This is a genomic window from Acidimicrobiales bacterium, assembly GCA_041394245.1.
In the GTDB taxonomy this organism is placed as follows: Bacteria; Actinomycetota; Acidimicrobiia; order Acidimicrobiales; family Aldehydirespiratoraceae; genus JAJRXC01.
Genome location: JAWKIR010000002.1, coordinates 799658 through 823849 on the forward strand (window position 1 = coordinate 799658; position 24192 = coordinate 823849).

At 69.0% G+C, this 24192-nt stretch carries 23 protein-coding genes; 12 read left to right on the top strand and 11 right to left on the bottom strand.

Annotated elements, in window-relative coordinates; genetic code table 11:
* The first annotated feature begins 9 nt into the window (after nt 1-9).
* From R2707_03980 to R2707_03990, 3 genes are read left to right on the top strand one after another with little or no spacing between them, the layout of a single operon-like run.
* Nucleotides 10-432, top strand: coding sequence for a roadblock/LC7 domain-containing protein (locus R2707_03980; protein MEZ5244232.1), 423 nt, complete (start codon nt 10-12; stop codon nt 430-432).
* On the top strand, nt 429-794 hold the full coding sequence (locus tag R2707_03985; protein ID MEZ5244233.1) for a DUF742 domain-containing protein: 366 nt from the start codon (nt 429-431) through the stop codon (nt 792-794). The genes R2707_03980 and R2707_03985 overlap by 4 nt, the downstream gene beginning before the upstream one ends.
* Nucleotides 775-1371 (top strand): ATP/GTP-binding protein, encoded by a 597-nt coding sequence (locus tag R2707_03990; protein MEZ5244234.1) that lies wholly within the window; start codon nt 775-777, stop codon nt 1369-1371. Before R2707_03985 ends, R2707_03990 begins: the two co-directional genes overlap by 20 nt.
* Here the strand turns inward: R2707_03990 and R2707_03995 are convergent.
* Both R2707_03995 and R2707_04000 read right to left on the bottom strand, forming a co-directional pair.
* On the bottom strand, nt 1368-5708 hold the full coding sequence (locus R2707_03995) for an alpha-(1->3)-arabinofuranosyltransferase family protein (protein MEZ5244235.1): 4341 nt from the start codon (nt 5706-5708) through the stop codon (nt 1368-1370). The two genes, R2707_03990 and R2707_03995, sit on opposite strands and share 4 nt — an antisense overlap.
* On the bottom strand, nt 5686-6870 hold the full coding sequence (locus tag R2707_04000; GenBank protein ID MEZ5244236.1) for a glycosyltransferase family 4 protein: 1185 nt from the start codon (nt 6868-6870) through the stop codon (nt 5686-5688). Before R2707_04000 ends, R2707_03995 begins: the two co-directional genes overlap by 23 nt.
* 59 nt (nt 6871-6929) lie before the next feature.
* On the opposite strand from R2707_04000, the gene R2707_04005 reads away from it, so the two are divergent.
* Nucleotides 6930-7793: a glycosyltransferase gene (locus R2707_04005; protein ID MEZ5244237.1), complete on the top strand. Its 864-nt coding sequence runs from the start codon at nt 6930-6932 to the stop codon at nt 7791-7793.
* 4 nt (nt 7794-7797) lie between these two features.
* On the opposite strand, the gene R2707_04010 is transcribed toward R2707_04005, so the two are convergent.
* From R2707_04010 to R2707_04020, 3 genes are all read right to left on the bottom strand, one after another.
* A complete protein-coding gene (locus R2707_04010; protein MEZ5244238.1) occupies nt 7798-9495 on the bottom strand; it encodes an EAL domain-containing protein in 1698 nt (565 codons plus the stop codon).
* Nucleotides 9496-9616: 121 nt separating this feature from the next.
* Nucleotides 9617-10318: a glycosyltransferase family 2 protein gene (locus R2707_04015; protein ID MEZ5244239.1), complete on the bottom strand. Its 702-nt coding sequence runs from the start codon at nt 10316-10318 to the stop codon at nt 9617-9619.
* Nucleotides 10319-10332: 14 nt separating this feature from the next.
* Nucleotides 10333-11784: an NAD(P)/FAD-dependent oxidoreductase gene (locus tag R2707_04020; protein MEZ5244240.1), complete on the bottom strand. Its 1452-nt coding sequence runs from the start codon at nt 11782-11784 to the stop codon at nt 10333-10335.
* 76 nt (nt 11785-11860) lie between these two features.
* Here R2707_04020 and R2707_04025 point away from each other — a divergent pair, with 76 nt between their 5' ends.
* Nucleotides 11861-12043, top strand: a complete 183-nt coding sequence (locus R2707_04025; GenBank protein MEZ5244241.1) for a hypothetical protein — start codon at nt 11861-11863, stop codon at nt 12041-12043.
* 715 nt (nt 12044-12758) lie between these two features.
* Here R2707_04025 and R2707_04030 read toward each other — a convergent pair.
* A complete protein-coding gene (locus R2707_04030; protein ID MEZ5244242.1) occupies nt 12759-14105 on the bottom strand; it encodes a lytic murein transglycosylase in 1347 nt (448 codons plus the stop codon).
* Between the two features lie 126 nt (nt 14106-14231).
* Complete coding sequence (locus tag R2707_04035; GenBank protein MEZ5244243.1) at nt 14232-14996, bottom strand: glycerophosphodiester phosphodiesterase; 765 nt, start codon at nt 14994-14996, stop codon at nt 14232-14234.
* A 30-nt stretch (nt 14997-15026) separates the two neighbouring features.
* Here R2707_04035 and R2707_04040 point away from each other — a divergent pair, with 30 nt between their 5' ends.
* The gene (locus R2707_04040; GenBank protein ID MEZ5244244.1) at nt 15027-15809 is read left to right on the top strand and encodes a transglutaminase-like domain-containing protein; all 783 of its coding nucleotides are present in this window, start codon (nt 15027-15029) and stop codon (nt 15807-15809) included.
* Between the two features lie 78 nt (nt 15810-15887).
* A complete protein-coding gene (gene pyk, locus R2707_04045; GenBank protein MEZ5244245.1) occupies nt 15888-17318 on the top strand; it encodes a pyruvate kinase in 1431 nt (476 codons plus the stop codon).
* Here pyk and R2707_04050 read toward each other — a convergent pair.
* Nucleotides 17315-17647 (bottom strand): hypothetical protein, encoded by a 333-nt coding sequence (locus R2707_04050; GenBank protein MEZ5244246.1) that lies wholly within the window; start codon nt 17645-17647, stop codon nt 17315-17317. The genes pyk and R2707_04050 overlap by 4 nt on opposite strands.
* 58 nt (nt 17648-17705) lie before the next feature.
* Here R2707_04050 and R2707_04055 point away from each other — a divergent pair, with 58 nt between their 5' ends.
* The 5 genes from R2707_04055 to R2707_04075 are packed head-to-tail and all read left to right on the top strand — an operon-like array spanning nt 17706 to nt 20478.
* Nucleotides 17706-18131 carry a DUF3151 family protein gene (locus R2707_04055; protein ID MEZ5244247.1) on the top strand — a complete coding sequence of 142 codons (426 nt, stop codon included), beginning with the start codon at nt 17706-17708 and terminating at the stop codon, nt 18129-18131.
* Nucleotides 18113-18715, top strand: coding sequence for a molybdenum cofactor guanylyltransferase (locus R2707_04060; GenBank protein MEZ5244248.1), 603 nt, complete (start codon nt 18113-18115; stop codon nt 18713-18715). The genes R2707_04055 and R2707_04060 overlap by 19 nt, the downstream gene beginning before the upstream one ends.
* Before the next feature lie 35 nt (nt 18716-18750).
* Nucleotides 18751-19071 carry a rhodanese-like domain-containing protein gene (locus R2707_04065; protein ID MEZ5244249.1) on the top strand — a complete coding sequence of 107 codons (321 nt, stop codon included), beginning with the start codon at nt 18751-18753 and terminating at the stop codon, nt 19069-19071.
* 5 nt (nt 19072-19076) lie between these two features.
* Nucleotides 19077-20237: a ribonuclease D gene (locus R2707_04070; protein MEZ5244250.1), complete on the top strand. Its 1161-nt coding sequence runs from the start codon at nt 19077-19079 to the stop codon at nt 20235-20237.
* A 52-nt stretch (nt 20238-20289) separates the two neighbouring features.
* Nucleotides 20290-20478, top strand: a complete 189-nt coding sequence (locus R2707_04075) for a hypothetical protein (protein ID MEZ5244251.1) — start codon at nt 20290-20292, stop codon at nt 20476-20478.
* 9 nt (nt 20479-20487) lie between these two features.
* Here the strand turns inward: R2707_04075 and R2707_04080 are convergent, their stop codons facing one another.
* The 3 genes from R2707_04080 to R2707_04090 are packed head-to-tail and all read right to left on the bottom strand — an operon-like array spanning nt 20488 to nt 24179.
* On the bottom strand, nt 20488-22185 hold the full coding sequence (locus R2707_04080) for a chloride channel protein (protein ID MEZ5244252.1): 1698 nt from the start codon (nt 22183-22185) through the stop codon (nt 20488-20490).
* A 51-nt stretch (nt 22186-22236) separates the two neighbouring features.
* Complete coding sequence (locus R2707_04085) at nt 22237-23247, bottom strand: hypothetical protein (GenBank protein ID MEZ5244253.1); 1011 nt, start codon at nt 23245-23247, stop codon at nt 22237-22239.
* On the bottom strand, nt 23244-24179 hold the full coding sequence (locus R2707_04090) for an AAA family ATPase (protein MEZ5244254.1): 936 nt from the start codon (nt 24177-24179) through the stop codon (nt 23244-23246). The genes R2707_04085 and R2707_04090 overlap by 4 nt, the downstream gene beginning before the upstream one ends.
* Nucleotides 24180-24192 lie beyond the last annotated feature (13 nt).

Consider the following 24192-nt stretch of genomic DNA (forward strand, 5'->3'; position numbering starts at 1 on the left):
AGCCCCGATATGAGCAACATGAGCACCGCAGCGACGAACGTCAACTGGCTGGTGGCCAACTTCGTCGAGCGGGTCCCTGGTGTCAGCGAGGCCGTCGTGGTCTCATCCGACGGCCTCCCGATGGCGATGTCCGGCGGTCTCGACCGCGACGCCGCCGACCGGTTCGCCGCAGTCGCCTCCGGTCTGATCGGACTCGCCTACGGCGCGGCCGGTCGCTTCGGCGGTGGCCGCGTCAACGAGATCATCATCGAGATGGAGAACGCGTTCCTCTTCGTCACCGGGGTCAGCGACGGGTCCTGCCTCGCCGTGGTCGCCGAGTCGGACTGCGATGTCGGACTCGTCGGCTATGAGATGGCCGTGCTGGTCGACAAGACCGGTCCGTTCCTCACCCCCGAACTCCGCGCCGAACTCCAGAGCGCACTTCCCCGATGACCGACCAGCCCCGCGACAGCCGGCTGCGCGTACGCCCGTACGCGTTGACCGGCGGACGAGTCCGATCGTCGACCGAGCTCGCGCTCGAGACGATCGTGCGCGTCACGCCCCGGGGCGACGACGGTGCCGCCGATCTGCCGACCGAGAGTCGCCGGATCCTCGAGGTGTGCGCCGAGCCCACGTCCATTGCCGAGGTGTCCGCGCACCTCCATCTCCCCCTAGGGGTCGCCCGCGTGCTCGTGGGCGACCTGGTCACCGACGGGCTCCTCGATTCCCATGCCAACCCGGCATCGGGTCAAGAGGGTTCCCGCCCCGACCTCCGACTCCTCGAAAGGGTCCTCGATGGTCTTCAAGCGCTCTGAGAAGCACGAGGCCGCACCCAGCGGCAACGTCCCTCTTCCCGTCAAGATCGTCGTGGCCGGCGGCTACGCGGTCGGCAAGACGACCTTCGTGGGGTCGATCTCCGAGATCGAGCCCCTCACCACCGAGGCGTCGTTGACATCGCACAGCCAGGGCGTCGACATCGCCGGCGAAGCGGCGAAGAAGTCGACCACCGTGGCGATGGACTTCGGTCGGATCAGCCTCGGCGACGACCTCATCCTCTACCTGTTCGGTACGCCGGGGCAGGATCGGTTCCACTTCATGTGGGACGACCTCGTACGCGGTGCGATCGGCGCCGTCGTCGTGGTCGACACCTCCCGTCTGGAGGACTGCTTCGCCGCCGTCGACTACTTCGAGTCGGCCGGCATCCCGTTCGTCGTTGCGATCAACGCGTTCTTCGGCCGGATCCACCACTCGATGGCCGATGTCCGTGAGGCCCTGGCCATCCCGGCCGACGTGCCGATGATGGTCACCGATGCCCGCGACCGCGCATCGACCAAGGGCGTCCTGCTCGAACTGGTCCAGCACGCCCTCACGAAGGCCACGACGACCGTCTAGTCGCCCTCGGGCCTGACGATCGACGCGAGATACTCCGCGGCGAGCAGCAGCAGCGCAACGACCCCCCACACGTGGAGGTCGGCGAACTGCTGTGGCCAGCCGAAGTCGGGCGGGTACCGGAACCGCTTCTGCGCGACCATGATCGCGACGGAGGTCAGGCCGAGGACCAACGCGGCCAACGTGGCCGGACGAAGCCATCCGATACGCAACCGCAAGAGAGCGACGAGCGATGCCGCGACGACGAGGGCGAGCCCGGGCAGACGCGGGAGGTTCAGCCACGAGAACGCCGCCAGCACCGTGCCGGCGACGACCACCGCTCGCCAGCTCGCCTCCGGGCCGCGCCGAACCGGATCGATGAACGGCAGCAGGCGAAGCGTGGGCTGCTCCGGCCCGTCGGCCCGAGCCGGGACGAGGCTGTCGCCCGGCGGGCGGCGCCGCAACGCCAGGCCGAGCACGACCAGCACGGCCAGGGCCGACACCACGAGACTCCGACCAACGAGACGTTGCGGTGTCCAGTCGAGATCGACACGTAACGCGGGCCCTGCCGGCAGCAGCCAGCCATTGGCGAATCCGTCGATCACGACCGGTTCGCCCAGCGCCGCTCCGTCGACCGTCGCCTCCCAGCCGAGGTTGTGACTCTGCCCGAGCACGAGCCATCGCGGCGCGGTCGACGCGGGGACGTCGAGTGAGTAGTGGGTGTCGTCGTGACGGACCACCTCGACGGGTCCGGCCGACGTCTCGGCGACGGTGCCGTCGCCGTCGCTGAGCAACGTCAACTGATCGATGTCGAGGCCGACGTCGCGTCCGAGGGTCTCGACCGTGAACGCTCCGTTGGTCTCGATGGGATCTTCGCAGCCGCGCAGGTCGAGTTCGCGGCGTTCGACGGCGTCCTCGGCGGACCCGGTGACCCGCGCGGCGATCGGCACACCGTCGACGAGCACCAGCCCGACGCATCCGGTGTCGACGGGGGAGGGCGGGCCGAAGAGGGGAGCGCCGCCGATGCTCACCTCGGCCACCGACACAGGCATCGCGACGAAGTAGCCGGCGTACCAGTCGCGCGTCGGGCGCTCGTCGACCGCCGCGACTCGAATCACGATGCTCGACGCCGTACCACGCACGGGGACGACGACCGACGCCGTCGAGCCTCGCGGCCCACCGGTCGCCGTCAGCCCCGTCGGGTAGGTGCCGACCGGGTCGCCGTCGAGTTCGACGACGACCTCGGTGGGCACGGAATGCAGGTCGTCGACGACGATGTCGAGCCCGACGGAATCGAATGTCAGTGGCTCGTCGAGGTCGAAGCGGAGCCACTGTCCGGCCTGGGGTCCGAACACGCCGGTCCACGCCGTCGTCACGTCACCGTCGGAGGCGAACGACGCGATGCTCGCCACGTCGCCGGGCAGGGCGCCAGAGGACGCCGCCACTGCGCCGACACCACCGAGTGTTCGATCCCGACCCAACAGCGCATCCACGAGGCGCTCGTCGACCACCGACGACACCCGGACCGACCCCTCCAGCGCGAACTGGCGGGCCGAGGGCAGCTCGACGACCCGGCGCATCTCCGCCTCCGGGTCGCTGCGCACCGGCTCCTGAGGATTCGAACGCTCGCGGGTCATGACGACCGCCAGATCGTGACGGTCGAGATCTTCGCCGATCGTGTCGGTGAGGGCGACCGGCAGGCGCAGGAACTCCCGGACCGGGGCAGTGTCACCCATCCGGACCTCGGCGAAGCCGACGGGGGAGACACCGCCGTAGGAGGGGCGGCGACCGAGCGACAGATCGGTGAGCTCGATCTCGTAGACGCTTGCCGGGTCGTGGGCGGGGAGCGTGATGAGCTGACCGGTTCCGCGGCGCGACTCCTCGCCCAGCGCGACCACCGAGAGCACGCGCCCGTCGGCACGGATGGTGACCTCGGTGATGTGACGGTTCGCCTCGGCCTGTGACTGCAGGAGCGTGATCGTACGGAGGCTCGTGGGCTGCTCGTAGGCGAATTCGAGCCATTCGCCCCGAGCTTCGGCGAACGCCGCGACGACCCACGCCGTCGTCGGATCGCCGTCGATCGCCTGCGCCGGGCGGTCGTCGTTGGTGTAGGTGACCGGGTTGCCGTAGTTCGAGGCCCGCATCGCGAACGGGGCGTCCTGCCTGCTCACGGTCATCGCGTCGTCGGGATCGACACCGGCGTCGGCGAGCCCCGGGAAGATCTCGAGCCGGCTGTCGGTGGGATCATCGACCAGAGGGACCTCGCCGGGACGCTCGGTGTAGCCGAGGTTCTCGCGCAGTGTCCCCCAACGGCGCGCCCGCCGCTTGTTGGTGTCGGTGACGACGATCGTGGCCGCCTGGTCGAGCACCGTCGAGCGCAGTTCGTCGTCGGCCGCGAGATCGGCGCCGAACCAGATCGGGCGCTCGGGATCGATGAGACCCGCTCCCGCCGCGTCGACCAGGCCCGTCCCGTCGCCGACCACGACGAGCGCACCGTCGACCGACTTGGTCCGCACGATCTCGAGCGCATCCGGAACCCGATAGGTCTCCACGGCAGCCGGCGCCCGCAGTCCGGGATCGATCGCGAGGTGGACCTCGTCGAGCAGTGTCTGTTCCGGCCCGGCGATGTTGGCACCCACCGGGCCGAAGGCATCACCGGTCTCGAGGCCGGGGGTACGGTCGAGGAGATCGGCGGTCGGCTCCGGTCGGGGGGTCCGGAACCGCTCGAACGTCAGATCGGCCCGATGGACCACGTCGTCGACCGACATGAGCTGCGCCACGGGGACGATCGAGTCGAGATCGACCGAGTCCTCCTGGAACCGACGGTCGAAGGCGGTTAGCAGATCGGCCGACTCGGGAGAGCCGAACGGCACCAACTCGCGGGCGACGTAGCCCCGGTCGAGGAACGCCGGGGTGATGGGGTCGACGGTGTTGCCCCAGCGGTACGACGCGAAATCGCTTCCCGGCAGCTCCATGACCCGACCGTCTCGCCCGCTGTCGTTCAACGCGTCGATCGCCTCGATCCAGTAGTCGGGCAACTCCTCGTCCCGCTGGAGATGCTCCTCGATCATGCGCACGCGCCACATCGCCGGGTTGTTGAGCACCACTGCGGCCAGCACGACAACCGCGAACACGCGGGTGAAGCCCGGCCAACGACGGTCGAGCCCGTTGATCACCGTGCCGAGGAGGACCGACGTGGCCAGCACCAGCATCGGAAGTGCCCGAGGCGTCGAGCGCAGTGCGAGGCCCGCGTCGGTGGCCGTGAAGTCCTTGAAGAGCGAGCCCAACGGCGATGGCGCATCGAACGGATGACCCCCGATCGCGATGAACCCGGCGAGCACGATCAGCAGGACGAAGAAGCTCCGGTGCCGCCAGCGGACCAGTGCCGCGCCGAACAGCGACAACACGACGAGACCGAAGCTGATGAAGAGCAGCCAGACGCCCTGCGTGTACTCGACGCTCGGCTCGATCCACTGACCGAACTTGTCGTTGCCGTAGAAGAACCAGTAGCCGAGCCCACGGAACACCTCCGGCGCGGTCGAGGCCGAGGCGACCGTCTGGTACGTCTCCGTGTAGCGGGTGACGGGGAGGCTGTAGCCACCCTGGAGCACGAGGCCGGCGATCCACCACACCGACACGCCGAGACTCAGCAGCCCGATCCGGAGGGCCGCCGCCATGCCCTGACGGGTGGTGAGCGACCGCTCCGCGAACCGGGCGTGGACGAGCCAGGCGACGGGCGCGAGCCCCACCAGCAGCAGCGAGGTGGCGTTCACCGATCCGACGGTGAGAACCACCAGCGCGAACCATGCCGGATACCTCCAGGTCTGGGTCCGCGCTGCCCGGATGGTGAACGCGATCATCCAGGGAAGACCAGCCCAGGGGAGCAAGACCGCGGAGATCCGGGCGCTGTAGTCGAGCAGGTACGGGCTGAGCTCGTAGGCCAGCACCGCGACGAGCATGCCGCGTCCCTGCCAGTCGAGGGTGCGCAGGAGGTAGCGCACGCCGGCGCCGGCGGCGAAGAGCACGGTCCCCAGCCAGATGCGCTGGGCGAACCAGTCGGGGCTCCCCAGCGTCTCGAAGACCCAGTAGAACGGGCCCATCGGCCACAGGTAACCGATGTTCTGGTGCGTGACGGTGCCGAGCGCCACATCGCTGTCCCACAGACTCGTCGCGCTGCGGAGCACCCGACCCGGGTCGAGGTAGAGATAGGTCTTGGTGTCGGCCCCCACCACCCCCGGACTCGAGAACACCACCGGCAGGTAGGCGCACGCTGCGGCGGTGAGGAGAACGCCATGGCGGCGAACCCGGCTCAGGAGCGTGCGCAACATCGACGCGCCGTCAGCCGGATCGTCGAGAGGCATCGGCCGCCAGCACAGCCAGCGTCTCGTAGGCGGTGCGATCCCAGGTCAGTTCCTGGGCGGTTCGCCGGGCGCCTTCGCCGAGGCGCTCGCGGAACGAGGCATCGCCGAGGACCTTTCCCAACGCCGCCACGAACTCGTCGTCGGAATCGACCAGCACACCGCCGACGCCGTCGCTGACCGCATCGCGATGACCGGGGATCCGGGTCGCCACGGCCGGCGTCGCACACGCGGCCGCCTCGGTGAGAGTCATGCCCCAGCCTTCGCTGCGCGATGCGCTCGCGACGACCCAGGCCCGCTGGTAGTGCCCGACCAGTTCGTCGTCGTCGACCCGCCCGACGAGCTCGCACCACTCCTCGGCTCCGAGCGCGGCGATCTGACGTTCGAGTGCGTCGCGCTCGTAGCCCTCACCGACGATCACGAGCCGAGCCGGGATCTCCCGGCGGACCTCGTCGACCGCCGTGATCAGCGAGTCGAACGCCTTCGACGGCATGAGCCGGCCGACGGCGAGCACCGTCGGCTCGGGGGCCTTCGTCTCGGCGGGACGGAAGCGGGTGTCGATGCCCGGCGGGACGACGTGCACGTTGTGCGCCGGGAGCCGCAGGCGGGCCAGCAGGTGCTCGCGCGACGACTCACTCAGGGTGATGACCGGCGTCCGACGATAGAACGGTGGCGCGATGCGGCGCTCCAGGAGCTGACCGGCACGAGCGAGGCCGGGTGGCAGTACCAGCGGCCACATGTCCTCGTGGACATGGTGGAGCCAGGTGACGCGCGGGCCACGGGCCCACACCGGCGAGAAGAAGGGGACCCCGTTCCAGATCTCGACCAGGCCGTCGCGCCGACCGTGGCGACCGGCGATCTCCGCGGCCACGGCACGCGGGAAGACCAGATACCGCCCGGCCCGGCGAATCACCTTGTAGCCGTCGCGGACCGTCTCGGGAGGCGCACCCTGTGCGTAGCTGGTCCGCATCGTCACCTCGATGCCTGCATCGGCCCACCGCGACGCGACCATCGACGCGTGGAGTTCAGAGCCTCCGGCCTCGACATCGGCGAGATCGCGCCATGCCAGCATGTGGATGCGATGCAGGCCGGCCTCCGCCGCCAGATCACCGATCTTGCGCGACGCCGCGTCGTTGTCGTTGTCGCGTGGATCGGTGGACTGCACCGGCGCATGTTAGCGGCCGGGTTGCCGACCGATCACCACGAGGTGCACACTTCGCCCGCATGTCCACGCCACCCGTCACGGTCGTCGTCATCCATCGGAACCGCCCCGATGCCGTCGGGCGCACCGTGGCTGCGTTTCGCGAGCAGACCGTCGCCACCCGAGTCATCGTCGTCGACAACGGTTCCACCCCTGCAACGCAGACTGCGCTGGCGAGCCTGGTCGGCGATGCCGAGCTGATCCTCACCGGCGACAACCTGGGCTTCGGTCCCGGCGGCAACGTGGGCCTTCGCCGATTCCTGGCCGACGGCACGGGCGAGTGGGTCGCGCTCGCCCCCCACGATGCGCTCCCCGACAACGACACGATCGAGAAGATGCTCGCCGAGGTCGACCACCGTCCGTCGGTCGGCCTCATGAGCGCCGACGTCGGCGACGGCATGCGGCCCATCATCCAGCCCTATCTCGGCACGATCGACGCGGCGCCGACGGTCGAATCGGGGTTCGATCCCGCGGACTATCCGCACGGCACGCTGATGATGTGCCGGCGCGCCTGCCTCGAGGAGATCGGCCTGTTCGACGAGCGCTACTTCGCCTACTGCGAGGAGTCGGAACTCGCGATCCGGGCGGCGCGGGCGGGATGGGACTGCGGCGTCATCCGTGGCGCGATGGTGCGCAATCCGGGCATGAGCGCCTCGATCGAACGCGTGGCCTACCTCCAACTCCGCAACACACTCCTGATGCTGAAGGAGCACTACGGCCGCCGCAACGAATGGTTCCGGATCGGTGTCGCGCTCGTGCAGATCCCCATCGGCATGGTCCACGTGCCGTCACGCGGCCTGCACTGGTCGCCACGAGGACGGCTGAAGGCCATCCGCGATCATCTCCGCGGCCGTTACGGGCCGCCCCCCGACGACATCGAGGGGTGATCGCTCAGCTCGGAGCGACGGGTGTGGTCTTGCGCAGCTTCGGAAGAACGACGGGAGCCGGCTCGGTGGTGCCCACACCCGCCGGCGGCGTGTCGAGCGCTGCCGGCGCGGTCGAACCCGCCGTGTCGAACTGACGACTGAGCAGACTGGCGATGATCGTCGGCGGCTGTGGCTCGGAGAAGAAGTAGCCCTGCCCGAGCTCGCAACCGATCTCGAGGAGACGTTCGACCTGTTTGGCGTCCTGCACCCCTTCGGCCACGGTTGCGATACCGAGCGAACGGGCAAGCGAGGCGACATGGCGCACGATTGCCTCGTCGGTCTTGCGTTCCCCGAGGCCGCTGACGTACGTGCCGTCGAGCTTCAGGAGTTCGAAGTCGAAGTTCCGCAGATGGCTGAGCGACGAGTAGCCGGTGCCGAAGTCGTCGAGGGCCATGCCGACGCCGAGTTCTCGCGCCGCGGACAGTGCAGTCCACGCGGCCCGTGGATCGGCGATGAGCGACGTCTCGGTGAGTTCCAGGTAGAGCAGTGACGGATCGACCCCCGCGGTGTCGATCGCGCTACGGAGGTCGTCGATGAAGTCGGACTGTCCGATCTGGCGGGGCGAGACATTCAGCGTCACCCGCAGCGGTGTGTGACCGGAGGGTGTCTGCGCGGCCCAGACCGCGGCCTGGCGGCACGCCTCCCCGAGCACCCAGCGACCGACCGGAAGGATCAGGCCGGTCTCCTCGAGCGAGGAGAGGAAATCGCCCGGCGGGACCATCCCGCGCTCGGGGTCGTCCCACCGCAGCAGCCCCTCGCAGCCGACGATGCGGCTGGTCCGCAGGGCCACGATGGGCTGGTAGAGCAAGCGGAACTCCCCGTCGTCGAGGGCCCGCTGCAGTCGCTTCTCGGCGGTCGCGGGAGTGAGCCGGGTCCGCATGCTCTCGGAGAACACCGCGGTCCGGTTGTCGCTGTGCTTGGCGTCGTACATTGCGGTGTCCGCGTCGCGCAGCACATCGTCGGGATCATCGCTGATGTCGCCGTAGGCGACGCCGATGCTGGCCGAGATCCGAATCCGGTCAGCGCCGAGTTCGAAGGGCGTCTCGATGTCGCTGATCAGCTCGCGGGCGAAGCGGACGGTGTGGTCGAGCGTGGTGGGAGCGGGATCGATGATGACGAACTCGTCGCCCGCATATCGGGCGACCCAGCGATCCTCGCCCGCCGAACGCACCAGGCGCTCGCCGACCGCGACCATCAGCCGGTCGCCGACCTCGTGGCCGTAGGTGTCGTTGACCATCTTGAAACCGTCGAGATCGACGAAGAGCACGCCGGCCTTCGTGTGGAAGCGCTTGGCGTGGTGGAAGGCCTCGGGCAGCACCTCGCGGAGATGCCGACGGTTCGGCAACCCGGTCATGCCGTCGTGGAGTGACAGGTGCGTCAGTTCCCGCTGGGCGCCGACGGCGTCTCGGTAGCGACGAAAGGCGAACGCGGTGGCCCCCAGGGGAACCACGGTGGTCAGGGCGAGAATGCCGTTGACGTTGAGGCCGCTCGTGTCGGCAACGCGGTCGAGCACCGCGTCCGGTACGGCGAACGCGATGGCCAACACGCACAGGATCGTGCCGAACACGACGATCCAGGCGAGGTCGACGCCGGCCTTGTGCTCGGTCTCGACGAGATGATCGATCCGGAGCGGATGCGGCTCCGGTTTGGTCTTGCGAGCCATTGCGGACCACCTCCCCGTCGGCTGCCGTCTCGTCACGCGCCGGATGCGCGTCGAGTCGTTGCTCTTCCCGTCGGCGCGCGAGGGTCCGCTCTTGAGGCTCTCTCCGAGGAGCGAACGCCGTTCAGCGCCGAACCGGCGCGGCGCGGCGGGGTGATCCGAGGAGCGCGACGATGAGCCGGGCGTAGTGATAGGCGAGTCGGAACGGCCGCTGCGAAGGCACACCGCCCGCCCGCTCGCGCATCAGTGTCGGGACCTCGACGACGTGGTACCCGCCACGACACGCGTTGACGAGGGTCTCGACCGAGTCCATGTATTCGACCGGATACTCGGTGGCGAACACCCCGAGGAGTGGCTGCTGCACCGCACGGAACCCAGAGGAGGTGTCGCTGAAACGCTGACCGGTCAGGAGGCGCACCCCGACACGCAGCAGGCCCATCGCGAGTCCTCGACCCCGGCCGACCTCATAGCCGCCTGCGGCGAAACGGCTGCCGCAGGCCATGTGGGCGCCGTCGTCGAGGGCGGCGAGGAGCAGGCCGATCTGGTCGGCACGATGCTGGCCGTCGGCATCGAATTGCACCGCACGCTCGTAGCCGCCGTCGGCGGCATACCGGTAGCCGGCCCGGAGCGCGCCGCCGATGCCCAGGTTGAAGGGGAGCGAGACGCACGGGAGACCCGCAGCCCGCACGACCTGCGCCGTGCTGTCGGCCGACCCGTCGTCGACGACCACGACGTCGAGCTCGGGGACGATCTCGTGGAGTTCCCGGAGGACCGCGGGGAGCGACTCCTCCTCGTTGAAGGCGGGAATGACGACGATGGTGCGCACGTCAGACCCTGAACTCATCCGTCGGACCCGCTGATTTCCTCGTGGTACTCGGCCTCGACGTTGACCTCCCACACGTCGTGGGACGTTCCCTTGACGATGTTCTCCACCGTCAACATCGCGGTGTACATCGAATGGTCCTGGTTGTTGTAGCGATGCATTCCGTTGCGCCCGACCGGGTGCACGTTGGGGACGTTCTCGGCGAGCCAGGTCCGCAGGACCTCGACGTTCTCCTTGTAGGACGCGTCGTACATCGGATACGCCTTGGGCATCCGCACGACATAGCCCTTCTCCACCCTCCCGGGGGAGAGCAGGCCGAGCTGGACCATCTCGGCCTCGGCCTGGAGGATCAGATCGGCATCGTCCTTGACCCAGAGATGATCGCCCTCGTTGACGAAGTACTCGAGCCCGAGGCAGGTCTTGCCGGGGTCGGGGATCATCTGCGGCGACCACGACCCGAAGTTCTGGATCCGACCGACATGGACCTCGGGGGCGTGGATGTAGATCCAGTTGTCGGGGAAGCCGTCCTCTTCCGGGACCACCAGGGCGACCGTGAGGAAGTCACGGAACTGAAGGGCCTTCGCGGCCAGCAGCACGTCTTCGGGCGCCGCCGGGTCCATCGCCTGGACGAGCCGGGGAATCGGCATCGAGGAGATCACCTCGGTGCAGGCATGGCTCACCTCGCCGTCGGGAGTGGTCGCGACGACCTCGAATGCCGCCCCGTCGCGGTGGCGGATCCGCCCGACGGGCTGATGGAAGTGCACCTCGCTGCCCTGGGCTTCTACGAGCTCGTGGCAGCGCTCCCACATCATTCCGGGGCCGTGGCGCGGATACTCGAACTCCTCGATCAGGCTGGTGATGTCCTTCTGGTTGCGCTTCGGGGTGATCGCGTTCCAGATCGCTCCGAACAGGCTCAGGTTCTTGATTCGCTGTGCGGCCCAGTCGGCTTCGAGTTCATCGGCGGGAACGCCCCAGACCTTCTCGGTGTAGGTCTTGAAGAAGGTCCGGTAGAGGCGCCAGCCGAACTTGGCGGCCACATAGCCCTCGAACTTGGTCTGGTCCTTGGGCGGGTTGATCCGCGCCCACGCGTAGGACAGGACACAGCGGACCGCCTCGATGATCCCGAGGTTCCCGAGCGCGTTGAACGCCTTGAGCGGGTAGTCGTAGAACTTCCCCTGGTAGTAGATCCGGCTCATGCGCGGCCGCAGGAGGAAGTCCTCGTCGGGCAGGATCTCGTGCCAGAGCGCCGACACGGGCTTCACCTTCGTGAAGAAGCGGTGCCCGCCGATGTCGAAGCGCCAACCGTCTCGCTCGGCGGTCTGGGAGATACCGCCGACGACCCCCTCCGCCTCGAGCACGGTCGCTGTGCGACCGGCCTTTCCCAGCTGATAGGCGGCGGTGAGCCCTGCGGGGCCCGCGCCGATGATGACGGTTCTCGCCGCCGTCGCAGTGTTGTCCTGGTCGCCCATTCGACGCCCCCTCCCCGGGGCTGCGGGATCTTAACCGGATTCCGCTGTGGACCAGTCACCCGTGCGACACTGCGGTATGGACATCACCTGCCCCCGCTGCGACGCCGCCGTGACGGTCGATTTCTACGGCCCGTGCGACGCGTGCCGCGAGCAACTTCGGGCCACCATGGGGTCCGACGGCGGCGACGTGGCCGACGCGGTCGAGTACGAACCCAAGATGAACGTCACGCCCAACGCAGTCGCCCTCAAGGACGACTGAAACCCTTCGGGGTTTCTCCGAGTTCGGCTGCGCCGACTCTCGGGCAGGACACCGGAAAAAGAACAAGGCCCCGAGTAGCCTCCCGGCTTGCACCGGTCAACTCCTCGGGGCCTCGAATCGGCTCCTCACCCGGCCGGACGCCCCGTCGGAACGTCCTGCCACTGGAGGCGTGCCCTTGCGGGGCTCGCCCTGACTCCCGGATCCGTTCGTCTCGGTCCCAGTCGCCTGAATCGACCATCGGTACCCGGCGGTACCGGCCCGCTCCGACCCGTCGCCGCTCCCGTCGGAACGACTGCGTCTCGGTGCGACCCCGACACGTACCCGCCGTCGGGTTTGTTCCGGCTCCCGGCCTCACACCCCGCGGTGTGCGCCTGACGGTGACGGACCCTCCGGCCGGCGGTGTTCGTCCTTCACTTCCGAGTGGTCCCCGTCGGGAACCGTCCCGGTCGTTCCGGCCGTGCACCTCCGTGCCTCCGGTCGACCCGCCGGATCCCTCACGGGTTCCGGCCTGATCTTGCCGTGCCGTCGCATTCCCTTGCGCCCCGAGGAACCCGAGCCGTTCCTTCGGGACTCTCGTCCCTCCGGTCCGTTTCGGCATCCCGGAACGTTCGTTCCTGCGTCGACAAGTGGCATCCTGCGCTGGTCGTGCGGGCCGGTCAAGAGGCCGGAGCGAAATCCCCAGGAGATCGAACGAAACCCACCGGCAATCCCCAAGTCACTCGGGGTTCTCCACAGTTTCGGCCACAGGAGGCTCCTCCGGCAGTGGCTCGGGCAACTCGAATTCGGCGTAGCGATCGGCGTGGCCGATCACGTCGTTCACGTACTGCGTCGAGGTGTTGTAGCCGAAGTAGGCGGCACGCAGTGACGCCCGGGTCGAGAGATCCCCACCCAGGGCGCAGAGGTAGCGCCCGGCGCTGTAGGCGGCGTCGTAGAGGTTCTGGGGGTCGGCCCGGCCGTCGCCGTTGCCGTCACGGCCACGTCGCAACCACGTCTCGGGGATGAACTGCAGCGGACCGACGGCACGATCCCACTCGATGTCGCCGTCGTAGACGCCGTCGTCGGTGTCGACCATCGCCCGCACTCCGGGCCCGCCGTCGAGCGCGATGCCGATGATGGGCCGATCGACACGGCCGTCGGCCTGCAGGCTGCGGCCGCCGTAGCGTCCGTGGCGGCTCTCGATCCGCGCCACTCCCGCGATCATCCACCAGCGGAGGTTGCAGCCGCTCGCCGTCTCGGCCAAGAGCTTCTCTGCATTCAGGTAGGCGTCGAGGGCGACGACGGAGAGGTCGGTGCCCGGGATCGTGGCGCCCCACCGGGCCGAGCGCACGGCGTCGGTCGCGTTCTCGACCTCTGCGTCGAGGGCTTCGACCGCGGCGCGCCGCTCCTCGATGACCGTCTCGGTCGATCCGATCTCCGCACTCAACTCGACGGCGCGTCCGAGCAGATGACGCTGCTCGGCATCGGTGCGGGCCTGACGGTCGAGCAGTTCCGCCCGGGTCGAGAACTGCACCTCGTCGGCCCGCTGGGACAACTCGGCCGACCGTGCCTCGTCGGCGGCCTCGGCGGGATCATCGATCGCGAGCAGCGGATCCGACCCGAAGTTGACGAATCGATCGAGCGCCCGGGCCCGCAGCACGTCCTCGACTTCGGCGAGTCGGTGGACGAGTCCGTCGGCTTCGGCGACGACGGCGACCAGCTGGTCCCTCACGGCGGCCGACTCCTGATCGAGCTGGGTCAGTCGTTGCTCGGCGCTGCTCAGCCGGCGGGTGTTCTCGGCGCGTGCGAACCACGCGGCGTCGAGCCGGGCAACGGCTCGATCCCACCCTGTCCCGCTCAGATCGATCGCCGCGATGCGGGGATCGAGGCGCTCGTCGGGCACCAGCAGCGCGACGGACGCGATCGCGTCGGCCGCGAGCGCGGCGTCGTCGGCGGCGGCACGGTCCGGGGAGCCCGGACGGGTTGCGACCATGGCGGCGACGACGGCGACGACGACGCCCAGGACGACCGCACGACGGCCACGCGAACGCAGCCACCGGCCGCGGGGAGATCGGATGTCGAACACGGGAAATGCCACCTCGAGGGCGCTGCCGCCCCGGATCGCCCACGTGACCCGGGGAGTACTCTACTCAGCCCGACGAACGACGGGGTGACGGTCACTGCCGTGGCCGCAGGCCGTCACGAACCGCAATCACGAACCCGTCCACATCCCGCGGTCACGGAGCACGTCACGCAACAGCTCGGTCCGGTCGGTCATGATCCCGTCGACGCCGAGGTCGAGCAGACGATGCATCTCGTCGACCTCGTTGACGGTCCACACGTGGACGTGCATGTCGCGCCGATGAAGATGCTCGACGAAGCGTCTCGTCACCAACGGGACCCCCCGCATCGTCACGGGCACCTGGGCGGCATGCATCCACTCGGCCCGTACCCGCAGCCCGCGACTCTGGGCGACGAGCCGAGCCGTCAACCTGGGTCCGGCGCTCACGGCGAGTTCGGGGCCGACCAGGCGCCGCACCTCGGCGATCCGCGCGTCGCTGAAGGAGCCGACCATCACGCGGTCCACCGACGCCGTCGCCACGATCGTCTCGGCCAACGGCTCCACCGCACTGCCGTGTTTCGGATCGAGGTTGATGCGCGCGTCCGGAAACGTCTCGAAGAGCTCGTCGAGCCGCATGATCGGTTCGGTTCCGCCGACGCGAGCCTTCTCGACCTCCGCCCACGGCAACTCGGCGATCACGCCCGCGGCGTCGGTCACCCGGTCGAGCCGATCGTCGTGGAACGCGATCGCGACACCGTCGCGGGTCACGTGGACGTCGGTCTCGAGGTGGGTGTAGCCGAGCGAGAGGGCGTGACGAAACGCCTGCTCGGTGTTCTCCGGATACAGGCTCGTCCCGCCCCGGTGCGCGAACGCGATCGGTCGAGCGACGGCCAGGTAGGGATGGATGCTCGGCACGCGCCCACCGTAGTTGGCTACGGTCGCCCCGTGACCGCCGCCGATCGTCTGACCGCTCTGCTGTCGGGCAGCGACGCCATACCGCTCGACGAGTCGCTGCTGTTGCTCGCCGCCGCCCGTCCCGACTCGACGGCCGACGTCGACGCCGGCCTCGCCACGCTCGATCACCTCGCCGCCTCCTGTCCTGAGGCAACGGTCGACGCCCTGATCCGCCATCTCTTCGGGAGCGAAGGATTCGACGGCGACCGCCACGACTACCACGATCCCCGCAACAGCTATCTCGACCAGGTCCTCCAACGACGCGTGGGGATGCCGATCACGCTCGCGGTGGTGCTCGTCGAGGTCGGTCGACGGCTGGGGATCGAGCTCGTCGGTGTCGGCATGCCGGGCCATTTCCTCGTTCGCGAACGCAGCGACACCGACGGCTTCATCGATCCGTACCACCAGGGTTCGCGCATCTCGGCCTCCGCATGCGAGGCGCGCTTCCGAGCGCTCCACGGCGCCGACGCCGTGTTCGATCCGAGCTATCTCCAACCAGTGGCGCCCCGGTCGATCGTCCAACGGGTGCTCAACAACCTCACCGTGAGCTTCCGCTCGCGCAGCCCGAGAGATCTCGACTGGCTTCTCGCCATCCGCGTGCGCGTCCCCGCCGACCCACCCGACCTGCAGGCACTCGCCGAACTCTGCGAGCTGCGTGGACGCTACGACGATGCGGCGGATCTGCTCGAACGGGCAGTGGTCGGGAGTCCGGACCACCCGGCCGGCGGTCGAGTCCTCGAACGGGCAGCACGACTTCGCGCTCGCCTCAACTGAGGCTCCCACCACCGGGCGAGAGCACACGCACGCGTCCGGTGGCAAAGGCCGCGCGGCGCGCTGCACTACCATCCGAGCATGCATCGCCGTACAAAGATCGTCGCCACCATCGGGCCCGCGTCCCAGGACGAGGGCACCCTTCGGGAGATGATCCGCGCCGGCATGGACGTCGCCCGTATCGGGCTGGCCCACGGAACCATCGACGACGGACTCGAGCGGTTCCACCGCATCCGCAAGGTCGCCGCCGACGAGGGACGCCGTGTCGGCATCCTCGTCGACCTGCCGGGGCCGAAGGTGCGGGCCGCGTCATTCGGCGAGGACGGCATCGACATGCCCTCCGGTCACACCGTCGAACTGCGGACCGGGACCGACGCGTCCACCTCGGCGGTGATCGAGGTCGACTACGAGGGGATGCTCACCGACGTGCAGATCGGCGACCGCCTGACCGTCGGCGATGGCGGGGCGATCCTCGAGGTCACCGAGAAGTCGACCGACAAGATGCTGGCCACCGTGGTCCACGGCAGCCGCCTCCGCGGTCGACCGGGGATCCATGTACCGTCGGACCGCCTCCAGATCTCGACGCCGACCGACGAGGACTTCCTCGCCCTCGACGCCTTCGTCGACGTCGGGGTCGACATGATCGCGATCAGCTTCGTCCGCTCGGCCCACGACATCCGCCGCGTCGGCACCGAACCGCATCCGCGCGGACCGCTGCTGATCGCCAAGATCGAGACCCGCGCCGCGGTAGACAACCTGCCCGGCATCATCGAGGCCGCCGGGGCGATCATGGTCGCCCGTGGCGACCTCGGCAACGAGTGCAGCCTCGAGGATCTTCCGCACCTCCAGAAGCAGATCATCCGTGATTGCATCGCCGGCGGCCGACCGGTCATCACCGCCACCCAGATGCTCGAGTCGATGGTGACCAGCCCCGCACCCACCCGGGCCGAGGCATCCGACGTCGCCAACGCGGTGTTCGACGGCTCCTCCGCGGTCATGCTCTCGGGCGAGACGGCGATCGGAACAGACCCCGTCAACGTCGTGCGCACGATGAGTCGCATCGCGCGACGCGCCGACGAGGAGATGGACCACGAACAGTGGGCGCAGATGCTCGCCGACTTCCGCATGACCGACGAGGAGGCCGGTGCCGCGTCGGTCACCGACGCCATGACCATGGCGACCTGGCGGGCCACGCAGGAACTCGGTATCGAACACGTGTTGTGCATCTCCGGCTCGGGATTCACGGTGCGATCCATCGCCCGGTTCCGCCCGGAGGCCGAGATTCTCGGCTTCTCGGTCAACGAGGCGACCGTGCAGCAGCTGACCCTCAGCTGGGGCACGCTCCCGATGCTCATCGAGCCCCGCGACAGCAACGAGGACATGGTCGCCGAAGCCATCCGCCACGCGAAGGCGGAGGGTCACATCCGATCGGGCGAGACGGTCGCCGTGCTCGCCGGCTCCGACAGCCGCAGCCGATCGACCAACGTGCTGCGGATCGAGCGCGTCCCTTAGGCGTCGACCTCGGGCGGGACCCGGCATCCGACCTCGCCGTCACCGAGACGGACCCGGACGTCTTCGGGCAACTGCTCCCACGGCACCTCGACCGTCTGGCCGTAGAGGCTGCATTCGCACGTGCGGGCGCAGTCCTCGAGGTCCGTTCGCTGCACCCACAGCGAGAGCCCGATCCCGCCGAGCAGGACGAACAGCGTGAGCTTGAGCGCGATCCGATGCACGAAGCGCACCACGACGTACATCAGATAGAGCACGACCGCGATCACGACCAGGATGATCCACGTGAGGAGTTCGGGGTCGAGCCAGTCGGGGAGTGCGGCGAACATCACGACGAGATCGTAGGGCCGCCGCCCGACGCCACCGGGTCATGTCGGTAGGATCCCGGCCATGACCGACGTCAACCTGTACCGAGAGGGTCCGCCCGACACCGTGCTGGCGCCCGAACCCGACGAGGCGCTCGCCGCGCTCGACGCCGCGCTGGCGGCCGACGACAGGGTTGCCGCCGTCGGTGCCGTCTGCGCCCGCTGGCCCACCTTCCTGGCGGCATGGGCGTCCCTGGGCGATGCCGTCGACGAGCCTGCGCTGGCCTACGCGGCCTACCGGACCGGCTATCACCGCGGCCTCGATCGGCTCCGGGCCAGCGGTTGGCGGGGGAGTGGGTATGTCCGCTGGCGCAACGAGACGAACCGCGGCTTCCTGCGCGCCCTGAGCGGCCTCCAGCGCATGGCCGCCGCGATCGGCGAGACCGATGAAGACGAACGCTGCGCCCTCTTCCTCAAGCAGCTCGACCCCGAATGGCCGCCCGCAGAGTGAACCACGCGGCACCCGCGAAGCGAGCCGAGTCGTTCGGCGGGGCGGTTCTCGCCGGAGGACGATCCCGCCGCATGGGCACCGACAAGGCCCTGATCTCGCTCGACGGCCGCACCCTCGTCGAAGGTGCGGTCCAGGCGCTCGCCTCGGCGGGTGCCGATCCCGTCGTGGTGGTCGGCGGCAACCGGGCCGCGATCGAAGCACTCGGACTCGAGGCGGTCGGCGACCTCTGGCCCGGCCAGGGTCCGCTGGGAGGCATCCTCACGGCGCTGCAGTCCGTACCGACCGACCTGGTCGCAGTCCTGGCCTGCGATCTGACCCACGCGTCGGCGATCGCGGTCGGCAGCGTCGTCGATGCCCTCGGCAGCGCCGACGTCGCCGTCCCCGTCGTCGACGGCGAGATGCAATGGATGCATGCCGTGTGGCGCCGATCGGCGCTCGACACCTTGCGCGCTGCGTTCCTCGCCGGAGTGCGGGCCCCACGCGAGGCGGTCGGGTCGCTCACCGTCGCCCGCTTCCTCGGGGGCGACCCGCGCTGGTTCCGCGACGCCGATCGCCCGGAGGACCTGGACGGTGAGGGCCGGTGAGTCCTGTGCCGGCTCGCCTCGCTAGCATCGCCGAGATGGACTTGCCCGAAATCGACGTCGACGAACTCGAACGCCAACTTGCCACCGGAGCCCCGGTCTTCGATGTCCGCGAGGACGACGAGTGGGAGAACGTCCACATCGAGGGGGCGACGCTGGTCCCTCTCGGAACGGTGACCGCTGCAGTCGAACGCTTCCCGACGGACCGACCGGTCTACGTGATCTGCGCCAAGGGCGGCCGCAGCGCCCGAGCGGCGGAGTTCCTCCGCTCGCAGGGCATCGACGCCGTCAACGTCGCCGGGGGCATGGGGGCCTGGGTCGAATCCGGCAAGCCCAGCGTCTCGGGCGTCGGCGGCTGAGACGGGTGGTCGACTACCGCATCATCGACCGCCAGGACGACCTCGACCCCGTGGTCGAGGCGCTGCTCGAGCAACCTCGTTACGCGCTCGACACCGAGTTCCACCGCGAGCGGACCTATTGGCCCAAGGTCGCGCTGGTCCAGATCGCCTGGCCCGGCGACCTCGTGCTGATCGATCCCCTGGCCGTCGACCTCGCGCCGCTGCGAGCCGTGATGGACAGCGATGCGCTCGCAGTGCTGCACGCCGCGTCGCAGGATCTGGAGGTGCTCGAGCTCGCCACGGGGGCGGTCCCGAAGCGTCTGTTCGACACACAGATCGCAGCCGGGTTCCTCGGCATGTCCACCCCGTCCCTCGCCTCGTTGCACGAACGCGAACTCGGAGTCCAGCTCCCCAAGTCGAACCGGCTCACCGACTGGCTCGATCGTCCGTTGGGCAAGGCACAGCTCGACTACGCGGCTTCCGACGTCGACCGCCTGCTCGAGATCCACGACCGCCTCTCGGCCCAACTCGAGGAGCGGGGGCGGACCGAATGGGCCGCCGACGAATGCGAGATCATGCGCACCCGCTGGCGCGGCCCGCGCGACCCCGACGAGGCATGGCGCAAGATCAAGGAGGCCCGCCATCTCAAGGGCAAGGCGCTCACGATCGCCCGCTCGGTGGCTGCGTGGCGCGAGCGGCGTGCGGCCGAGATCGACCAGCCCGTACGCTTCGTGCTCTCCGACATCGCCGTCGTCGGCGTGTCCCAGGCCGCGCCGACCGACCTCGAGGGGCTCACCCGGGTGCGAGGCATCGACAAGGGTCTCGCCAAGGGGTCATTGGGGCCGGCCATCCTGGCGGCCGTCGCCGAGGGGATCGCGTCCGACTGGCAACCTCCTCGACCGCCCCGGCGACCCGCCGACAAGCAAGATCTCCGACCCGCGGTGGCGCTCGTCGCTGCGTGGGTCAACCAGGTCGCCCACGACCGGGCGTTGGACCCCGCGCTTCTCGCCACCCGTTCCGATGTCGAGGCGCTGGTCCGCGGCGACGACGACGCCCGCCTCGCCACCGGCTGGCGGGCCGCGGTCGCCGGGGGACCGATCCGTCGGCTCGTGTCGGGCGACGCGGCACTCGCATTCGAGAACGGGGCGGTCGTCCTCGAGGAACGATCCAAACGACCTGTCGTGTGACGTGGGCGCACGGCTCGAACGGGGCTACAATCGGTCGTCTTGACGTTGTCGAATGGGAGCTCATCAGGTGAAGAAGGGGCGACACCGGCGCTATGAGGAGGCCCGTGAGCTGAAACGCTCACATGACGGCGATTTCGACGCCCTCCTCGACAGCTTCAACGAAGACGACGATGGCGAGCCCAAGCCGGAGCACCTGGCATGGGCCGACGAGTTCGAGGACGCCGAGTCCGACGACGGCTGACCGGTCGGATCAGCCGCCGGTCTCGTCGAGAATCTCGTCGAGCTTGAGGATTTCGTCCTCGGTGACCACACCGATGAAGTGACCCTCCCCGTCGGTGACGGCGAGGACGTCGGTACGCGACGCATCCATCGCCGCGACCGCGTCGCGCAGCGTCCACGACGGGCGCCCGGTGGGGAGATCGGTCGCCATGCAGTCGCCCACGGTGGTCTCCTCCCAGAGATCGCGGTCGAGTTCGGAGATGTCCTCGAGGCGGGCCATGCCCTCGAACCGGCCACCGTCGACCACCGGGACGATCCGCTCGCGTCGACCCAGCACATGGACGTAGACGAACTCCGAGACCGTCGCGTCGGACGGCACGGTGAACACGTCGGTCGAGAGAATCGAGGTCAACGGCAACTCGAATCGCCGCTCGAGATGGCCGAGCCGCCGGGTCCGCTGGTAATCGGCGATCGACGACGGCCCGGCCACGACCTGGCTCACCGCCGCGGCGACGAGGGCGGGCACCACGAACGACCCGACACCGCCCGTCGACTCGGCGACGAACATCACCGCCGCGATCGGGGCTCGATAGCCCGCCCCGAGGAACGCGGCGAGACCGAGGATCGGGTAGAGCGCCGTGTCGTTCTTGCCGATCGCCGACCCCACGAACTCGCCGAGCACCACGCCGAGCGCGGCGAGCGGAATGAACATCCCGCCGACACCGCTGGCGAAGGCCGTCGCCATGGTGGCAGCGACCCGTAACCCGAAAAGGAGCGCGATGAGACCGAGCCCGTGCCCGCCGACGACCCAACCCATCGCCTGCGTGCCCGGGCCGAGGGTGAGCGGCTCGTCGAACGCTTCCTGGGCGATCCACGCGAGTGCGGCCATCGACGCGCCGGCGACGAGGAGCCGGGTCGGGAGCGGGACCGTCTTGGCGCCGGCCTTCGCCCGCCGGATCAGCCAGGCGAACCCACGACCCGCAAGCCCGGCCGCGATACCGAGGAGCAATGCGCCGAGCAGATCCGAGAGGTTGACCCCGAGCACCGACACGCTGCCCTCCTCCTCGAGCAGGACGCTGCCCTCGGCGAAGAACGGGATGACGGGCTCGGTACCCACCAGCGACACGAATGTCGCATAGCTGGCTGCCGCCGCGAGCAGCGACGGCAGCAACGCCTGCGGTGTGACGTCGTCGCGATAGGGCGCCTCCAGCGCGAAGATGACGCCCGTCGCCGGTGCCTTGAACACCGCGGCCACGCCAGCTGCGGCGCCGGCGGTCAGCAGCAGGCGCGCTTCGTCCCGACGCAGGAACCCACCGAATTTCTCGTGGGTCCAGAGTCCGATGCTCGACCCTGCGTAGATCGACGGACCTTCCAGCCCGACCGCGCCACCCATGCCGATCGTCGCGACCCCGGCGAGCAACTTGCCCGGGAGTTCGCCGATCGGGAGCCGAGGGTGTCGGTCGTGGAAGACCCGGATGTACTCGTCTGATGTCGACGCGGTCGTCCCCCGTCCGAGAAAGCGCAAGATCAGCTGGGCGGCGGTGAATCCGACCACCGGCGCGAAGACGATCACGACGAGCGACTGTTCGAGCAGCCATTCGAAGAGCACCGGCTGGGTGAGCGCCTCGAACATCGCCACGATGACCGCGACGACGACACCCGTCGCAACGGAGGCAGCCAGGAGTCGGAGGTCGTGGCCGCCGGCGACGGCAGCGAGATACTTCTTCACGCCTTCTCTTCCTACACCCGCGACGGGCGGCTCACACCGATGGGGAGCGACTCAGCCGCCTCGGGCCGCGATCACGGCGACATCGACGGCGTGGACGATGTCGGTCGGCTCGACGATCGCCACCACCCGTCGCCCGTGTGCTCGGGCTTCGAGTTCGAGCTCTGTGGCCCGACGATCGCGGCTCTTGAGCCGCTCCGGCACGTCGACCAGCACATTGCCGATGAGGATCCCGTGCAGCCGGGATCGATCGCCTCGCCGGCGAGGATGCACGAACTCGACCGGACCGGCGAAGAGCGATCCGCCCTCGGCGCGCAGGGCCGGTACCCGCATCCCCCGGGCCTCGAGTTCTTCGATGACCCCCACGAGCACGCCGTGCTGCACACGGGTGCGCTGGTCGCAGTAGGGCGAGAGCTCGTCGAGCGACAGCGGCTCGTTGACCCGCTCGAGCATCGCGAGCGCAGGCAGATAGGCGGCTCTCGACTTCCCACTACGGGTGCGCTTGATCGCACGGGCCGATGGCCGGCCGTCGACCCGCACCGCTTCGAGCGTGCGGTGGTCGAGGTAGCGCCGAGCCACCTTGGCGTTGTGGCGAGCGCGCCGAAGGCCCTCGTCCTCGTAGGAGTCCTGGTCGACGATGTCGACGCCGGCACCCGCTCTCGCCACGGCCTGCAAGGCGCCGACGAGGACCTGGTTCTCCTCGATGTCGTAGGCCCGGCGCGTCGAGGCGCAGACGTAGACGTCGCGGTTGCCGAGACTCGACGCCTGGGCCGCCAGGGTTTCGGACCACTGGATGGCACCGCGGAGCTCTCCCACACAGCGTTCGTTGTTCGATCCGACGGAGGTCTTCAGGGTCCGCAGGGTCCGAGGCATGTCGTGCAGGAGCGTCTCGGCTTCGTCGCACGTCGCGAGGAGCACACCCACGAGCTGCTCGACGACATCGGTCGACAGGCCGAGGAGTGCGTCGACCGTGTGGGCCATGTCGAAGGGACGGGCCAACCGGTTCCACAACTCGGCCGTGGGCTCGAGCGAGGCATCGAAAGGATCGAGCCGAGGGGTGCTCACACCACGAGCTCGACACCGAGGATGTCGCTGATCGTCCGCTGTGCCTCGAGCTGTTCCGGCGGATCGAGGTGTTCGGCCACGGTGCGGTAGAGGGTCATCGCCCGCCGTTCCTCCATGCCCTCGAACTGGGGCAGGAAGTAGGCGTAGAAGACCTCGTAGATGAGTCGCGACTCGGTGATGCCGTCGCGGGCACGGCGGGCTGCGTACTTGGCCGCGTCGATGTAGACGGCCGGGCCCAGATCGCTGAACGCCCGCAGGCCGAGCAGATGCTGGACGACCTCGCCCTTGCCCTGGAGCAGTTCGCGGTAGGCGCTCTCGGGCGGCGTTCCCACCTCGATGAAGGCGAATCGGCGCATGAGGGCGTACGACATCTCGAAGAGCAGGTTCTTGTCGAACACGTTCATCGTGGCGATGATGCGCCAGTTCGCCGAGACCCGGATGACGTCGGTGTCCTCGGGCGCTTCCACCCCGCTCGGCACGAGCGAGATCGGGTGGGGCTGGCCCTTGCGCTTGAACGGCAACACGACGGCGGATCCGGACAGCACGGTGAAGAGCTGGCCGAACGCCCGGTCGAAGTTCGACCGGTTCAACTCGTCGATCACGAGCCAGCGCCCCGTCTCGATGGCTTCCACGAACAGGCCGGGCCGGAAGATGAGTCCCTCGGCGGTGGGCTGCAGACCGCCGATCGTCTCGAACGTGGTCCACTCCGTCGTGGCCGTGGTCGGCAGGTAGCCGGTGCAGAACATCGCCTTGCGGGCGACCTCCGACGCGATGTAGGCGAGGGTGGTCTTGCCGGTACCCGGCGGGCCCGTGAGGATCACATGCTTGCCCGAGTCGATGGCCGCGACCAGTTGGTCGATCACGTAGGCGGGGAAGATCATTCCCGCTTCATCGGCCGCGGCGTTGAGATCATCGCTGGTAAAAGCAGTCACAACGCTCCTTTCG

Bases quoted from the DNA above. Each gene is read 5' to 3' on its own strand.
- R2707_04005 (MEZ5244237.1), top strand. From the start codon at position 6,930: ATGTCCACGCCACCCGTCACGGTCGTCGTCATCCATCGGAACCGCCCC.
- R2707_04075 (MEZ5244251.1), top strand. From the start codon at position 20,290: ATGGGAGCTCATCAGGTGAAGAAGGGGCGACACCGGCGCTATGAGGAG.
- pyk (MEZ5244245.1), top strand. From the start codon at position 15,888: ATGCATCGCCGTACAAAGATCGTCGCCACCATCGGGCCCGCGTCCCAG.
- R2707_03990 (MEZ5244234.1), top strand. From the start codon at position 775: ATGGTCTTCAAGCGCTCTGAGAAGCACGAGGCCGCACCCAGCGGCAAC.
- R2707_04060 (MEZ5244248.1), top strand. From the start codon at position 18,113: ATGGCCGCCCGCAGAGTGAACCACGCGGCACCCGCGAAGCGAGCCGAG.
- R2707_04010 (MEZ5244238.1), bottom strand. From the start codon at position 9,495: ATGGCTCGCAAGACCAAACCGGAGCCGCATCCGCTCCGGATCGATCAT.
- R2707_04020 (MEZ5244240.1), bottom strand. From the start codon at position 11,784: ATGGGCGACCAGGACAACACTGCGACGGCGGCGAGAACCGTCATCATC.
- R2707_03995 (MEZ5244235.1), bottom strand. From the start codon at position 5,708: ATGCCTCTCGACGATCCGGCTGACGGCGCGTCGATGTTGCGCACGCTC.
- R2707_04055 (MEZ5244247.1), top strand. From the start codon at position 17,706: ATGACCGACGTCAACCTGTACCGAGAGGGTCCGCCCGACACCGTGCTG.
- R2707_04065 (MEZ5244249.1), top strand. From the start codon at position 18,751: ATGGACTTGCCCGAAATCGACGTCGACGAACTCGAACGCCAACTTGCC.
- R2707_03985 (MEZ5244233.1), top strand. From the start codon at position 429: ATGACCGACCAGCCCCGCGACAGCCGGCTGCGCGTACGCCCGTACGCG.
- R2707_03980 (MEZ5244232.1), top strand. From the start codon at position 10: ATGAGCAACATGAGCACCGCAGCGACGAACGTCAACTGGCTGGTGGCC.
- R2707_04025 (MEZ5244241.1), top strand. From the start codon at position 11,861: ATGGACATCACCTGCCCCCGCTGCGACGCCGCCGTGACGGTCGATTTC.